Origin of the sequence: Isoptericola sp. NPDC056573 (genome assembly GCF_042793335.1) — a bacterium.
Lineage (GTDB): Bacteria > Actinomycetota > Actinomycetes > Actinomycetales > Cellulomonadaceae > Isoptericola.
Map to the genome: position 1 here is coordinate 269,451 of NZ_JBHTUY010000002.1, position 14,661 is coordinate 284,111.

Here is a 14,661-nt window from a genome sequence, read left to right on the forward strand (position 1 = left end):
TTCGTCCCGTGCCGCGCGGCGGGTCAGCGACCTGTGTCGTACGGCACCAGCTCGAACACCGGGTGCCGGTCCGCCTCGGCGACGAGCTCCTCCACCGCGGAGTCGACGGTCGCCGTGAAGTACGGCCGCGTGGGCCGGGACCGGCGCAGATACTGCCGCAGCACCGGGCCGGCCTCCTGGGCCGACGCCGCCCGGACCACGAACACGTGCCGGGAGAGGCCGCGCCGCACCAGCACCCGCGGGTCGGCGCGGACGTTGTGCACCCACGACACGACGCCGTACGGGGCCACCAGCCAGCGTCGCCCGTCGAGCGTGACGAGGGTCGCGGGGTTGGTGCGGGGCAGCCCGGAACGCCGGCCCCGGGTGGTCAGCAGGGACGTGCCCGGCACCACCCCGAGCCGGACGAACACGCTGATCACCGCGTCGCCGACGTCGCGGGCGCGACTGCGCCGGAACGTGCGCGGCTCCTGCGGGCCGCCCTCGTGAGGACCGTCGGTCACGCCGGGCTCCCTCCCCCGAACTCCTGCGCCCGCAACCAGGCGAGGTGCGAGTGCACCAGCGGCAGCACGGACGCCCCCTCGCCGCTGGCCGAGGCGACGCGCTTCATCGAGCCGGCCCGCACGTCGCCCACGGCGAACACGCCGCGCAGCGTCGTCTCCAGGCTCGCGGGCGGTCGGCCGTCCACCCAGCGCTCCTGCGGCACGTCGCGGCCGGTGAGGACGAAGCCGTGGTCGTCGAGCGCGACGCCACCCGGCAGCCACGAGCAGTCGGGCTCGGCCCCGAGCAGGCAGAACAGGCCGTCGGCGTGCGTCTTGGAGCGCTCCCCGGTGTCCAGGTCCTGGGTGATCAGCCACTGCAGGCGGCCGTCCCCGCCGCCGTCGACCACCGCCGTGCGCGGCAGCACGGCGACGTTCGGCGTCACGGCGATCTCGCGGACCAGGTAGTCCGACATCGTCTCGGCGATGCTTCCGCGCCGCACCAGGACCGTCACCGACCCGGCGAACTTCGCCAGGTGCACGGCGGCCTGGCCCGCGGAGTTGCCGCCGCCCACCACGACGACGTCCCGGTCCGTCATCTCGCGCGCCATCGAGCTCGCGGCGCCGTAGTGCACGCCCGCACCGACGAGGTCGTCGACCCCGGGCACGCCCAGGCGCCGGTACGAGACGCCCGTCGCGAGCACGACCGTGCGGGCGCACAGCTGCGCGCCGTCCACGTGCACGTGGTGGTGCTCCGGCTCGTCCGCCGGGCCGGGCTCGATCCGCGCCACGGCGCGGCCCGTGTAGAAACGGGCGCCGAACCGCCCCGCCTGGATGCGCGAGCGCAACGCCAGGCGCATCCCGGAGATGCCGCGCGGGAAGCCGAGGTAGTTGCGGATCATCGAGCTCGACCCGGCCTGCCCGCCGATCGCGTCGCGCTCCAGCACCACGGTCGACAGGCCCTCGGACGCCGCGTACACCGCGGCCGCCAGCCCCGCGGGCCCCGCGCCGACCACGGCCACGTCCGCGATCTCGCCCGGCGGGATGGAGTCGTAGCCGCCGTACATCGCCTCCGCGACGGCGGACGCCGTCGCCCCCGACAGCACCCGGCCGGCGAACGTGCGGACCACGGGCAGGACGGCGCCCGGACCGGCCTCCGCGAGGATCTCGCGCGCCGCGGCGTCGTCCGGCCCGAGCACACGGTTCGGGACGCCGAGCCGCTCGAGCAGGTCGCGGACGGCGGCCGCGTCGCGATCGCCGGGGGCCGCGACGATCTCGGTGGACGTCACGGTGGGCCGGTCCACCGACCATCCCCACTCCGACAGCAGCTCCACCAGCGCCGTGTGGAACTCCTCGTCGCGCGCGCCGCGCGGGATGCCGACGAACGTGTCCATGTCGCGGCGCAGCAGCGCGGCCCGCATCTCGTCGAGCGCGCCGGAGAACTCGTCGCCCGGGATCAGCGCAACCCGCCGCGCCGTGGACACGACGGCCGGCACCTGGTGCAGCAGCTCGATGCCGGCGGCGTCGGGGAGCCGACGCTCCGCCGCGATCATCGCGACCGGTTCCCGCGCGGACACGAGGTCGCGCAGCCGGTCCATGGCGGCGTCGGCGGTGCGCACGAGCTCGACGCGGTAGTCGCGGTCGTAGCGGGCCCGGAACTCCTCCTCCACCTGCGGCGCGTGGGCGTCGGCGACGAGCAGGATCACGGGGCTGCCGACGGCAGGTTCGGACATGCGGTCAGCGTAGGGCCGTGCGCCGCGTCGCGCGGCACGCAGGCGCCGTCGCTACTGTCGACGGATGCGAGCTGACGCCGAGGCACGTCGCGCGGAGCCGCTGCCCGTCCGGCGGTCCGGTGTGCTCGTCGTCCACCTCCCGTTCCTGGCGACGGCCGCCCTCGCGACGGTCGGGCTCACCGTCTACGACCGCTCCACCGTGACCGAGGGCTGGTACGTCGCCGGCGTGGTGGTCCTGGTCGTGGCGCTGGCGGCGACGCTCCTCGTCCCGTGGCACCGACTCGGCCGTCGGGCCGAGATCGCGGTGCCGCTGCTGGACCTGACGGCCACCGCCCTGCTCGTCTCCGCCGACGCGCCCGTGTCCCTCCTGGCCGTCTTCCCCGTGCTGTGGCTCGCCCAGCGGCAGGGCCGGGTCGGCGTCGGGCTCGCCGTCGCGGGGGCGTTCGCCGTCACCTGGTTGCCCACCGTCGCGACGGGCACGGTCACGACGTCGAGCCAGCTCGCCAGGGTCGCGCTCGTGCCCGTGGTCCTCTCCGCCGTCGCCCTGTCCGTGGGCGCCATCCAGCGCCGGTCCGACGCCCGCAACCTCCTGCTGCGACGCCAGGGCGCGCAGCTGCGTCGGGCCGCCGCGGAGCTCGGCGCCGAGCGGCGCCTGCTGGAGGCCGTGGTGGGCACCGCGGGGGTGGGCATCCTCCTGCTCGACGCCGACGGCCGCATCGTGCTCGTGAACCGCCTGGCCGTCGACGCCACGGACGGCATGCTCCGTCCCGGCCTCCACGTCCAGGACCTGCCCGACCTGCGGCCCACCGCGCTGGACGGCTCCTGGTCCGCGGCCGGGCCGGTCGAGCGCGCCGTGTCCGGCGACTCGCTGACCGGCGACGTGGCCTGGTGGCCGCTGCCCACCGGACGCCGGGCGCTGCGCACGTCCGTCGTGCAGCTGGCACGGGCCGACCCGGGCACCGGCGGACGGCTCGCCGTCGTCACGTTCGAGGACCTCACCGAGCAGGTCAGCGCGCTCGAGCTCAAGGAGGACTTCGTCGCCGCCGCGTCGCACGAGCTGCGGACGCCGCTGACCTCGATCGTCGGCCATCTCGAGCTCGCCGCGGACGTCCCGGGGGCGCTCCCGGAGGTCGTGCGCCACGTCGACGTGGCGGCACGCAACGCCGACCGGCTCCTCGCTCTCGTGAACGGTCTGCTGACGGCCGCCGCGACGCGCGGCGGTGAGCTGGACCCAGCACGCGAGGAGGTGGACCTCGCCGCCGTGGTCGACGAGGCCGTCACCACCATCGGTCCCCTCGCCGCGAGCGCCGGCCTGCGGGTGGTGGTGCACCGCGGCCCTGCGGGCGGCGCGCGCGTGCGGGGCGACGCGGCGATGCTGCGCCAGGTGGTGGACAACGTGCTGTCGAACGCCGTGAAGTACTCCGACGCGGGCGGCGCCGTGTCGGCCGCGGTCGACAACGACGGGGCGACCGTCGTCCTCGAGGTCCGGGACGAGGGCGTCGGCATCGCACCCGACGACGTCGAACGCGTCTTCGCCCGCTTCTACCGCGCGCCCGCCGTGCGGCAGGGCACCCGACACGGCACCGGCCTCGGCCTGCACATCTGCCGTCAGGTGGTCGAGGCGCACGGCGGGACGATCGGCCTGACGAGCGAGCCCGGGGTCGGCACGACGGTCGCGGTCCGGCTCCCGGCCGCCACGGGCCGCCCGACCGGCACGGCGGGAGGCGCGGGATGAGCGGGCTGGACGAGACGACCCTGCTGGTGGTCACGCCGGTGGTCCTGCTGGTGGTGTCCACGCTCTACGTCGTGGGCGTGGTCCGGCGGACGCGCACCGACGTCGTCGACCGGTGCTGGACCCTCACCTTCCTCGCCGCGATCGTCACGACCTTCGCCTACCTGGCGGGCGGTGCGTCCTCCGCCACCTGGTGGGCCACCGGCCTCGGCAACGGCGCCTTCGTCCTGTCCCTCGGCGCGATCTGGGCGGGGGCGCGTGCCCGGGCGGGCCGCCGCTCGCTGCTCTGGGTCGTCGCGACGTCGGCCGTCGTCGTCGCGCTCGCCGCCCTCGTCGACGGGCCGGACGGGGGCGCGTGGGCGGGCGGCATCGCCTACCTGCTCGGGGTGGCGGCGTGGTCGATGCTCGCCGCGGTCGAGCTCCTCGGCCGTGCCGGTCCCGCGGCACGCCGGGCGCCGGAGGCCGCGGCGCTGGGGTTCACCTGCGCCGTCGCGAGCGCGTTCTACGCGGCCCGGGCGGTGGTGTTCGCGGCGGGGGGCCCCACGTCCCCCACCTTCGAGCGCTGGTTCCCGACCACGACCACCACGCTCGTCAACCTCGTCCTCGTCCTCGTGGGCGCGTTCGCGATGATGGCGCTCCGCACCCGCGAGACCACCGTGGCGGCGGCCGTCCGCTTCGACCCGGTGCTCGGCACGCGGACGCTGGCGCACCTCGGCCGGACCGTCACCGACCCGGGGGGCAGGCCGGCGGTCACACCGGTGCGCGTGGTGGCCCTGCGCTGCCGGGACGGCGCCGCCGTCCGGGACGCGTTCGGCCCCGAGGGGCGTGAGCAGGCGTGGGCGCACCTGGCGGACGTCGTGCTGAGGCTGCTCCCCGCCGGGGGCGCGGCCGGGTCGGACCGGGCCGCGCGTGACGAGGTGCTGGTGGTGCTCCCCGACGGCGTCGACGACGCCGGCTGGGTGTCGGACGTCCGTCGCGAGCTGCTCGACCGCCCGGTCGAGCTCGACGGCGACACGATCGTCCTGGAGGTCGCCGAGGGCCGGGCGGCGGGCGGCGCGGACGCGCTCGCGGAGCTGGTGCGCACGGCCCGCGCGGACCTCGTCGCGCGATCCTGAGCCGATCCTGAGGATTCCTTGCGGCGACCCCGACGGTCCACGCGGGTTCGGTCCGGAGGATGGCGGTCGTTGAATCTCGAACGACCTCGATCCCGGAACACGACGGAGCCCGCCATGACCGCCACCCTCACCGAGCCCGGCACGTCGCCCGTGCTCGATCTGCCCCTCGCGCTCGGCACCGAGCTCGACCGGTACGAGTTCACGCCGTCCGAGCTCGTCGTCGCCGAGGCCCCGCGGCGGGCCACCATCGGCGCGGTCGTCCCCGCGTACAACGAGGGGACCACGATCAAGGCCGTCCTCAAGGGGCTGCTCCGCCAGACGCGCCTGCCCGACGTGATCCACGTCGTCGTGAACAACACGACGGACAAGACGTTCCGGAAGGCGTCCCGGCTGGCCGGCGAGCACACGGTCGTGCGGCGGGGCCGCGAGCAGACGACCCGCGTCTACGTGCACGACATGGGGCAGGTGCCCGACAAGAAGGTCGGCGCCCTCAACTACGGCTACCGACTCGTGCGCGGCGCCGACTACCTGCTCGGCGTGGACGGCGACACCGTCCTGGCGAAGACCGCCCTCGAGCAGCTCGAGGCCGAGATGGAGGCGGACCCGCGCATCGGCGGCATCTCCGCGATCTACACGGTCGACACCACCCCCCGGGGCCCCTTCGCCCGCTTCCTGCTCACCGGTCAGCGCGCGCAGTTCGCGGCCTTCACCATGCAGAACCTGCTGCGCGGCCGGAACATGGCCGTCCTCGGCGGGCAGGCCTCGCTGTTCCGCATGTCGGCGCTCGAGGACGTCATGCTGGCCCACCACCAGCGCGCGCCCTGGGTGAGCGACTCGGAGGTCGAGGACTCGCTGCTGAGCCTGCAGATCAAGTCGCTCGGGTACTCCACGAAGATCAGCGCCACGGCACGTGCCGTGGTGGGTGGCATGACCACCCTGCGGGCGCTCGACGGCCAGCAGGTCAAGTGGAACTACGGCGCGATCGACCTCATGTGGCCCGGACAGCGCGGCGACACGCGCGGCCAGCCGTTCCACCCGAACCTGCGGCTGCGCTGGACGGAGAACATCGGCATGGTCGTCAACGCCGCCACGCGCCTGCTGTTCGGCCTGCTCCTCGCCGGCGCGCTGAGCATCGGCGCCTTCGAGTTCTCCCCCGTCTGGCTGGTGCCGCCGGTCGTCGCCGTCGCGCTCAACGTGCGCATCGCGCTGACCATGCGCGACCGCACGTGGCGCGACGTCCTGTTCGCCGCCACGCTCGTGCCCGCCGAGCTGTACATGTGGATCCGCATCGGGCACTTCGTCCGCGCCTGGTCGAAGTTCCTGTCGAGGTCCCGCACGGACAACTGGGCGGCGCAGGCCAAGGCCGAGCGCGGCGCCGGCTGGGCGTACCTCACCCCGCTCGTCGTCGCGGCCGTCGCGCTCGCCGGTGTCGTGTGGGCGTGGACGCTCCTCCCGACGGCGGCGCAGTCCGCCGCGCTCGCGGTCGGCTGGCCGGTCCTCGGCGTGATCACCGTGCTGCAGACGGTGGTCATGGTGCGCCGGCTGCTGCGCCGCCACCACGGGCTGCGGGCGTGAGCGCGCCCGTACCCCCCGACCCCTCGGAGGCCGCCGCCCTCGACGCCGCCTGGTCCTCCCTCGCCGACGAGCTGGACGGCGACCGTGCCGCCGTGGCCCGGTTCGCGGCGTCGTGGGTCGGGCTCCTGGCGGGGCGGGTCGGCGCGCTGGACCGGGCCCTGCACCGCGGCGACCACGAGGCGGTCCGGGACGCCCTGCTCTCCTTCGGCTGCACCTCGACCATGCTGGGCGTCGAGGGCCTCGCGGGCGCGGCCGACCGAGCCCTGGAGGCGCTGGCACACGACGGTGTGCCGGGCGCGCGTCGCCACCTGGACGACGTGTCCGCACAGTCGCGGTCCGCGACGCTGCTCGTCGTGTCGACCCTCGCTCAGGGACGGTGGTCGAACCGGTAGCCGACGCCACGCACGGTGCGGATCCACCGTGGTGCGGCCGGGTCGTCGCCGAGCTTGCGGCGCAGGTTGGCGAGGTGGACCTCGACGCTGCGCCGGTCGGCGTCCGTCACCGGGGTCCCGACGTCGTACGCGTCGCCCCACAGGACACGCACGAGCGCGTCCTTGGCGAGCACCCGGCCCGGGGCGCCGGCGAGCGCGGCCAGGAGGTCGAACTCGCTGCGCGTGAGGGGGACCTCCGCACCGTCGACGTCGACGACGCGCCCCGGGACGTCGACGACGAGGCCGCCCGCGACGACCGTCGCGGCGTCGTGCCCGAGGTCGGGTCCCGGCACCACCGGCGGCGTCGCGGCCGGAGGCTCGGCACGACGAGGGCGGCGGAGCATCGCCTCGATCCGCGCCCGCAGCTCGCGCGGGCGGAACGGCTTGGTCTGATAGTCGTCGGCGCCGGCGTCCAGGCCCATGAGGGCGTCGATCTCGTCGGTGCGCGCCGTCAGCATGACCACGTAGGTGTCCGAGACGGCCCGGATGCGCCGGCAGACCTCGAAGCCGTCGATGTCGGGCAGGCTCACGTCGAGCGTCGTGACCAGCGGGTCGACCTGGTGGACCAGCTCCACGCCCGGACGGCCGGCGGCGGCCGTGTACGTGGCGAACCCGGCCTGGGTGAGCACCGCGTCGAGCAGCTCGCGGATGTCCGGATCGTCCTCCACGATGACGGCCGTGCGTTCGCGGGCGTCGTCGGAACCGCTCGGGAGCGGAGTGCCTGCGGGCATGTCGACACGCTAGCCGGTTGCCCGGAGCGCAGCGCGCCGGACGTCACCGTCGTCCGGAGGTCTCCCTAGACTCGCAGTCGCGGCGTACGCCGCCCCACGGCGACACCCGACGAGAGGGACGCGACATGACGACCACGTGCGAGCACCTCGACCAGATCGCCCCCGTCCCGCCCGAGACCACCGGCGAGTGCCCCGAGTGCGTGGCCGCCGGCGGCACGTGGGTGCACCTGCGGGCCTGCCTGGAGTGCGGGCACGTGGGCTGCTGCGACTCGTCGCCGTCGAAGCACGCGACGGCGCACTTCCACGCCAGCGCGCACCCCGTGATGCGGTCCCTCGAGCCCGGAGAGTACTGGGGCTACTGCTTCCCGGAGGAGCTCCTCATCTCGGGGCGGGACATGCCCGCGACGGCGTGACCCGGTTCCGCCGATCTGACACCGGGGTGTGAACGACCCCACTCGTCGGAGGCTTACGCGACCATCGGGCAACTGTTTAGGGTTGCCTTGCCTTAGTCGCTGCCGGGTTCTCGCCCGGCCCGTCCACCAGGAGCCCCCGTGCGCACCCGGTCCCGTCTCGCTCCCTCCCTCGCCGTCGCCGCGCTGGCTCTCGGTCTCGCCGCCTGCTCGCCCGCCGACGCCGACACCCCCGGGAACGCGCCCGACACCTCCGCCTCCGGTGCCGCCACCGACGTCGCGGCACCGGAGAACCTGCCCGACGGCTGGACCTTCGCCGCCGGGTCGGACGTGCCGTCGGTCGAGGCCGAGCCCGCGCTGCCCGTCGACGTGGTGGACGGCACCGGCACGGAGGTCACCGTGACCGACGCGAGCAGGATCATCGTGGGCGGCGACGACGTCGCGGAGATCCTCGGCGGCCTCGGCCTCGCCGACCTCGTGTACGCGGCCCCGACCAACAGCGCGTCCGAGATCTCCCTCGCCGCGCCCGAGCAGTACGAGTTCAGCCAGGAGACCGGCACCGAGGGCCTGCTCTCGGTGGGCGGCACGCTGTTCATCGGCAACAACACCGCCCGCCACGGCGACGTCGCGGCCCAGTTCCGCAAGGCCGGGGTCGATGCCGTCGTCGTGGACGACCAGCAGAGCACCGGCGACAAGATCCGCGCCGTCGCGTCCTACCTCGGCGTCGACGAGGCGGGCGAGGAGCTCGCCGCGGACGTCGACGCGCAGCTCTCCGAGGCGTCCGAGACCGCGTCCGGGCTCGGCGACCTGCGCGTGCTCCAGGTGACGTCGTCCGGCGCGGGCGGCGCGAACGCCGTCGTCGGCACGGGCACCGCCGGGGCCGACGTCGCCGAGGCGCTCGGCGTGACCAGCGTGGGCGTCGAGGCGAAGCTGCGCGGCTTCTCGCGCGACTACAGCGACGAGGGCCTGCTCGGCACCGACCCCGACGTCATCCTGCTGGGCACCGCCGACCTCGAGGAGTGGGGCGGGCTCGAGGGCTTCGCCGCCGCCTTCCCGACCCTGCTCGACACCCCCGCCGGCCAGGCGGACCGCGTGATCGTCATGCCGGACGACCAGATCAAGGTGAGCGGGCCCGCCTCCGGCGCCGGCGCCCTCGCCCTCGCGCGGGCGCTCGCCGAGACGGCGGAGTGAGCCTCCGCACCGGGTCCGTCCGCCGCGCACCTCTCGCCGCCGGCGTGGCCGTCGGAGGCGTGCTGCTGCTCGCCGCCGTCGTGCTGTCGATCGGCGTCGGCCCGATCGCGCTCGCGCCCCGCGACGTCGTCGCCGTCGTCGCCCACGAGCTGTTCGGCGCGGGCGACGGCGGCGAGCGCCTCGCCACGACCGTCGTCATGGACCTGCGCATGCCGCGCGTGCTCTTCGGCGCGCTGGCCGGTGCGGCGCTGGCGGCGTCGGGCGCGGCGCTGCAGAGCCTGTTCAACAACCCGCTCGCCGACCCGGGCGTCATCGGCGTGAGCGGCGGCGCGTCCGCCGGGGCGGTGCTCGCGATCGTCGCGCTGCCCGCGGCGGGCGGCTCCGCGTGGGCGGTGCCCGCGGCGGCGTTCGCCGGCGGCCTGCTCGCCACCGGCCTCATCTATGCGCTCGCCCGGCCCGGCCGCGGCACCGGCACGTCCCGGCTGCTGCTGGTGGGCATCGCGGTCGGCGCCGCGTGCGCATCGATCACCGGCTTCTGCACCTTCATGGCCGACGACGACCAGCTCCGCGACATCGTCTTCTGGCAGATGGGCTCGCTCGCCTCCGTGGACTGGACGGAGCTCGCGATCGGGGCCGTGGTGGTGGCCGCCGGCGTCGCGGTGCTGGTCGCCATGCACCGCCGCCTCGACATGCTGACCCTCGGCGAGCGACAGGCCCGGCACCTGGGGCTCGACGTGACGCGGGCGCGGGCGGTGCTGGTCGTCGTGACCGCGCTGCTCACCGCCGTCACCGTGGCGTTCGCGGGGATCATCGGGTTCGTCGGGCTGGTCGTGCCGCACATCGTGCGGATGGCGTTCGGGCCCGCGCACCGCGCGCTGATCCCGATGTCCGCGCTGGTGGGCGGCCTGCTCATCGTGCTCGCCGACACCGCCGCGCGGACCGTCGCGCCGCCGTCGGAGGTGCCGATCGGGCTGTTCACGTCCGCCCTCGGCGCGCCGTTCTTCCTGTGGCTCGTGCTGCGCGAGCGGCCGGGGGCCGGGGCATGAGCGCACCGGTCGTCCAGGCGCCCGTCGTCCAGGCGCCCGTCGTCCAGGCGCAGGGCGTGGGGTTCCGCGTCGGGGAGCACACCCTGCTCGACGACGTGTCCCTGGAGCTGCACGGCGGCAGCGTCGTGGCGCTCGTCGGGCCCAACGGGGCGGGCAAGTCCACGATGCTCGGCCTCGTGTCCGGCGACCGGGCGCCGACGTCGGGCCGGCTGCTCGTCGCGGGCCGCGCGCCGCAGGACTGGCGGGCCGCGGACCTCGCCCGGGAGCGGTCGGTCATGGTGCAGCAGCACGACGTGCGGTTCTCGTTCAGCGTCCGCGAGATCGTCGCGATGGGCCGCATCCCGCACCGCGCGTCCGACCGTGACGAGCCCGTGGTCGACTCCGCCCTGGCCGACGCCGACCTGGAGCCGCTGGCCGGCCGCGACGCCACCACGCTGTCGGGCGGCGAGCTGGCGCGCACCGTCTTCGCGCGCGTGCTGGCGCAGGAGACGCCGCTGGTGCTGCTCGACGAGCCGACCGCGGCCCTCGACCTGCGCCACCAGGAGGCGGTGATGCGCACGTCGCGTCGGCTCGCCGACGCGGGCGCGTGCGTCGTCGTCGTCCTGCACGACCTCACCCTCGCCGCCCGGTACGCCGACCGCGTCGCCGTGTTCCACGGCGGCCGCCTGGTGGCGGACGGCGACCCGCGCGCCGTGATCACCGAGGAGCGCGTCGCCGAGGTGTACGGGCAGAAGGTGTGCGTGCTCGACCACCCGGTGTCCGGGCTGCCGCTGGTGGTGCCGGTGTGACGGGCTGGGACGGCTGGACGCCGCTCCCCCGGCCCGGCGCGCGGACGACGGTCGAGGTGCTCCGCGCGCCGGAGCCGCCGCTGCCAGCCCCGCCGGACCGCCGCAGCCCGGACGTCGTGCTGCGCCCGGGCGGGCGCGCGCACGTGACGTTCCGGCTGCACGCCCCCAGGGCGCAGGCGGTGGCGCTGGCCGCGAGCGGCTGGTGGCAGCCGCAGCGCCCCGAGGCCTGCGACCTCTCGCCGCGGCCGGACGGCTGGTGGCAGGGCACGTTCGACGTCCCGGACGACTGGGAGGCGAGCTACCGCTTCCTGGTGCACGACGGCGGCCACGACGGACGCCAGGAGCCCGGCTGGTGGACCCACGGCCTGCGCGACCCAGGCGCCCCGGGCCGCGCCGACCCGCTGAACCCGCACGGTCACGGCGCGGGCCGCGGCCTGGCGAGCTCGGCCCTGTGGCTGCCGGGCGCCGGCGAGCGGCCCTGGCTGGCCGGATTCGGCGACACCGACGCCGTCCCGCCGCGCCTGGCCGGCCATGAGACCGAGACCCGCGACGACGAGCCGCGCGCCTGGTGGTGGGCGCCCGAGCGACCCGCCGGGGAGCCGCTGCCGCTGCTCGTGCTGCTCGACGGCGAGGCGCACGCGGAGCGGCTCGGCACCGCGCGCGTGCTCGCGGACGCCGTCGCCGCCGGGGTGCTGCCGCCCGTCGCCGTCGTCCTGGTCGCGTCCGGCCCCGACCGGGCGGGGGTGCTGGGCGTGCCCGGCGGCGTCGCCCGCTGGGTGGGCGAGGTGCTGGTGCCGCGGGTGCGACGCGAGGGCGTGGGCGGGCGCGGGATCGAGGCCGACCCGCGTCGTGTCGTCGTCGCCGGCTCCAGCTTCGGCGGGCTGTCCGCGCTGTTCGCCGCGGCACGCTTCCCCGATGCCGTCGGGGCCGCCGTCGCGCAGTCGCCGTCGCTGTGGCGCTACCCGGCCGGGGCGCTCGTGGAGCCGCTCGCGCGCGTCGCGCCGCGGGTGCGGCTGCGCCTGCAGGCGGGCCGGTACGAGGGGCCCGCCGCGTCCGAGGAGCTGGCCCGCGCGCTGGTGCTGCGCGGGGCGGACGTGTCGTCCCAGGTCGTGACCGGCGGCCACGACTGGGCGTGGTGGGTGCCGCGCACCGTGGAGGCCGTGGCCGACCTGCTGGCCTGAAACCCCCGGCCCGGCGGCGCCGTTGACACCCGCTGACAACCTCTCTAACTTTGGTATACCGCGTTCAGCGGAAGACGTCTTCCATTCCATGAAAGTCACCGCTCGGCCCACGTTTCTCGACGAGGAGAACACGCACCATGGCGACGACAGCACCCCGGGGCGAGGCCCCGACCACCTCGATCCCGGACCAGATCGAGAACACCTACCAGCGGATCGGCGTGACCGCCGCGCACCGGCAGATCGTGGTGATGATCCTGCTCGGCGTCTTCTTCGACGCGCTCGAGCAGAACGCGGTGGGCATCACCGGCCCCGTGCTGCAGGAGAGCTGGGGGCTCGGCGGCGCCGAGATCGGCTTCCTCAACACGATGACGTTCACGGCGACGGCGCTGGGACGCATCGCGACCGGCCTCATCGTCGACCGGTTCGGCCGCCGCAACATGCTGACGATCAACCTGATCGTCTTCGCGCTCGGCTCGCTGCTCTGCGCGCTGGCGCCGAGCTACGCCGTGCTCGCGATCGGCCGGTTCATCGTCGGCTTCGGGCTCGGCGGCGAGATCGCCGTGGCCGTCATCATGATGGCCGAGTTCTTCTCCGCCCGGCACCGCGGCACCGCCGTCGGGCTCATCAACGTCACCGCCGGCGGCCTCGGCAACATGCTCGCCCCCGCGTTCGGCGTGCTCGTCTTCACCGTCTTCGACGGCCCCGACAAGTGGCGCTGGGTGTTCGGCCTGCTCTTCCTGCCGGCCCTGCTGGTGCTGTGGTTCCGCCGCTACGTGCCCGAGACGCCCCGCTACCTCGCCGCCACCGGTCGGCTGCGGGAGGCCAACGAGGTGCTCACCCGCATGGCCCGCGGCCGGCTCGCGGGGCGCGTCGAGACCGAGGAGTTCCTCGTCGAGCCCGCCGTGCAGGCCGCCGCCCTCGCCCCGACGTCGCGCGGCGCCTGGCGGATGGTGTTCCGCGCCCCGTACCGCCGGCGCACGGTGCTGCTGGTCGTCGCCGTCGCCATGTCGTACGCGGCGCAGATCTCGATGCTCACCCTCATGCCGACCGTCCTGGTCGCCACCGGCTACGCGCTCAACCAGAGCCTGTGGTTCACGCTCCTCATGCAGAGCGGGTCGCTGCTCGGCGCCGCCACCGCGGCGTTCCTCGCCAGGCGCCTCGCGCGCAAGAAGGTGCTCACGGCTGCCGCCGTCATCGGCTGCGGCTCCGGGCTCGCCATCGCGCTGCTCGGGGAGGACATCGTCTTCGTGCTGCTGTTCGGCGTCGCGTTCAACTTCGCGATCATCGTGCTCAACACGACGATCTGGCTGTTCGCCCCCGAGCTCTACCCGACGCGCGTGCGCGGCTTCGGCACGTCGATCATCCTCGCGGCCGGCTCGCTGTCGGGCGGGCTGTTCCCGCTGGTCAGCGGCGCAGTCTTCGACCGGTACGGCATCGTCGGGATGTTCGGCGTGCTCGCCGCGCTGTTCGTGGTGCTCGCCGTCGTGGTCCAGTTCCCGCCGGAGACCTTCGGCAAGCCCATGGAAGAGGAGGAGACCGCCGATGCCGACGTCGACCACAAGACCCCGTGACCGCCGCCCGCTCGTGGCGCTCGTCAACCCGAACACCAACCGACGCACCACGACGATGATGGCCGACCTCGCCCGGGCGGAGCTCGCGGCGGTCGGGGCCGACGTCGTCGAGGTCACGGCGGCGCACGGCCCCGCCATGATCGTCGAGCCCGACGCGCTCGTCGCGGCCGAGGCCGCCGTGCTCGACGTGGTGCGCGAGGTGGTCGCGCGCGACCGGCCCGACGCCGTCGTCGTCGCCGCGATCGGCGACCCGGGCCGGGCCGCGCTCGCGGCCGAGCTCGACGTCCCCGTGGTGGGCATCGGGCAGGCGTCGGTGCTCGCCGCCGCGGCGGGCGGGCGCCGCTTCGGCATGGTGACGACGACGGACCGGCTGGCCGGCGCGCTCGGCGACCTCGTCGCCGCGCACGGCTGCTCCGCGGGGTTCACCGGCGTGGAGCTCACCCGCGACGGTCCGCTCGAGCTCGCCGCCGACCCCGAGGAGCAGTACCGCCAGCTCCTCGACGCGGTCCGGGCGGCCGAGCGTCGCGGGGCGGAGGCGGTGATCGTGGCCGGCGGGCCGCTCAGCGAGACCGCGCGACGCCTGCGCGAGACCGTCGCCGTCACGATCGTCGAGCCCGTCCCCGCCGCGTGCGGCCTCCTCCGGGGCCTGGATGCTGTATTGTGAAGACATTCACAAGCGTC

The 14,661-nt window shown here is 75.3% G+C and carries 14 protein-coding genes; 11 read left to right on the top strand and 3 right to left on the bottom strand.

Annotated elements, in window-relative coordinates:
* Nucleotides 1–23 precede the first annotated feature (23 nt).
* Nucleotides 24–500: a nitroreductase family deazaflavin-dependent oxidoreductase gene (locus ACFQ8E_RS03940; RefSeq protein WP_430549275.1), complete on the bottom strand. Its 477-nt coding sequence runs from the start codon at nucleotides 498–500 to the stop codon at nucleotides 24–26.
* Nucleotides 497–2,209 (bottom strand): FAD-dependent oxidoreductase, encoded by a 1,713-nt coding sequence (locus ACFQ8E_RS03945; RefSeq protein WP_430549276.1) that lies wholly within the window; start codon nucleotides 2,207–2,209, stop codon nucleotides 497–499. The genes ACFQ8E_RS03940 and ACFQ8E_RS03945 overlap by 4 nt, the downstream gene beginning before the upstream one ends.
* Nucleotides 2,210–2,273: 64 nt before the next feature.
* Here ACFQ8E_RS03945 and ACFQ8E_RS03950 point away from each other — a divergent pair, with 64 nt between their 5' ends.
* The 4 genes from ACFQ8E_RS03950 to ACFQ8E_RS03965 all read left to right on the top strand — a co-directional run bounded on the left by ACFQ8E_RS03950 (nucleotide 2,274) and on the right by ACFQ8E_RS03965 (nucleotide 7,023).
* Nucleotides 2,274–3,944, top strand: coding sequence for a sensor histidine kinase (locus ACFQ8E_RS03950; RefSeq protein WP_430549277.1), 1,671 nt, complete (start codon nucleotides 2,274–2,276; stop codon nucleotides 3,942–3,944).
* Nucleotides 3,941–5,056: a hypothetical protein gene (locus ACFQ8E_RS03955; protein WP_430549278.1), complete on the top strand. Its 1,116-nt coding sequence runs from the start codon at nucleotides 3,941–3,943 to the stop codon at nucleotides 5,054–5,056. Before ACFQ8E_RS03950 ends, ACFQ8E_RS03955 begins: the two co-directional genes overlap by 4 nt.
* 114 nt (nucleotides 5,057–5,170) lie before the next feature.
* On the top strand, nucleotides 5,171–6,631 hold the full coding sequence (locus ACFQ8E_RS03960; protein WP_430549279.1) for a glycosyltransferase family 2 protein: 1,461 nt from the start codon (nucleotides 5,171–5,173) through the stop codon (nucleotides 6,629–6,631).
* The gene (locus ACFQ8E_RS03965; RefSeq protein WP_430549280.1) at nucleotides 6,628–7,023 is read left to right on the top strand and encodes a hypothetical protein; all 396 of its coding nucleotides are present in this window, start codon (nucleotides 6,628–6,630) and stop codon (nucleotides 7,021–7,023) included. Before ACFQ8E_RS03960 ends, ACFQ8E_RS03965 begins: the two co-directional genes overlap by 4 nt.
* Here ACFQ8E_RS03965 and ACFQ8E_RS03970 read toward each other — a convergent pair.
* A complete protein-coding gene (locus tag ACFQ8E_RS03970) occupies nucleotides 6,999–7,793 on the bottom strand; it encodes a response regulator (RefSeq protein ID WP_430549281.1) in 795 nt (264 codons plus the stop codon). The two genes, ACFQ8E_RS03965 and ACFQ8E_RS03970, sit on opposite strands and share 25 nt — an antisense overlap.
* Nucleotides 7,794–7,918: 125 nt before the next feature.
* On the opposite strand from ACFQ8E_RS03970, the gene ACFQ8E_RS03975 reads away from it, so the two are divergent.
* From ACFQ8E_RS03975 to ACFQ8E_RS04005, 7 genes are all read left to right on the top strand, one after another.
* A complete protein-coding gene (locus ACFQ8E_RS03975; protein WP_430549282.1) occupies nucleotides 7,919–8,206 on the top strand; it encodes a UBP-type zinc finger domain-containing protein in 288 nt (95 codons plus the stop codon).
* Nucleotides 8,207–8,344: 138 nt separating this feature from the next.
* Nucleotides 8,345–9,394 (top strand): ABC transporter substrate-binding protein, encoded by a 1,050-nt coding sequence (locus tag ACFQ8E_RS03980; protein ID WP_430549283.1) that lies wholly within the window; start codon nucleotides 8,345–8,347, stop codon nucleotides 9,392–9,394.
* On the top strand, nucleotides 9,391–10,440 hold the full coding sequence (locus ACFQ8E_RS03985; protein WP_430549284.1) for a FecCD family ABC transporter permease: 1,050 nt from the start codon (nucleotides 9,391–9,393) through the stop codon (nucleotides 10,438–10,440). The genes ACFQ8E_RS03980 and ACFQ8E_RS03985 overlap by 4 nt, the downstream gene beginning before the upstream one ends.
* Entirely contained in the window at nucleotides 10,437–11,228 is a 792-nt protein-coding gene (locus ACFQ8E_RS03990; protein ID WP_430549285.1) for a heme ABC transporter ATP-binding protein, read from the top strand. Before ACFQ8E_RS03985 ends, ACFQ8E_RS03990 begins: the two co-directional genes overlap by 4 nt.
* Entirely contained in the window at nucleotides 11,225–12,409 is a 1,185-nt protein-coding gene (locus ACFQ8E_RS03995; protein ID WP_430549286.1) for an alpha/beta hydrolase-fold protein, read from the top strand. The genes ACFQ8E_RS03990 and ACFQ8E_RS03995 overlap by 4 nt, the downstream gene beginning before the upstream one ends.
* Nucleotides 12,410–12,546: 137 nt before the next feature.
* Nucleotides 12,547–13,980, top strand: coding sequence for an MFS transporter (locus ACFQ8E_RS04000; protein ID WP_430549287.1), 1,434 nt, complete (start codon nucleotides 12,547–12,549; stop codon nucleotides 13,978–13,980).
* Nucleotides 13,952–14,644 (top strand): aspartate/glutamate racemase family protein, encoded by a 693-nt coding sequence (locus ACFQ8E_RS04005; protein ID WP_430549288.1) that lies wholly within the window; start codon nucleotides 13,952–13,954, stop codon nucleotides 14,642–14,644. Before ACFQ8E_RS04000 ends, ACFQ8E_RS04005 begins: the two co-directional genes overlap by 29 nt.
* Nucleotides 14,645–14,661: the final 17 nt, after the last annotated feature.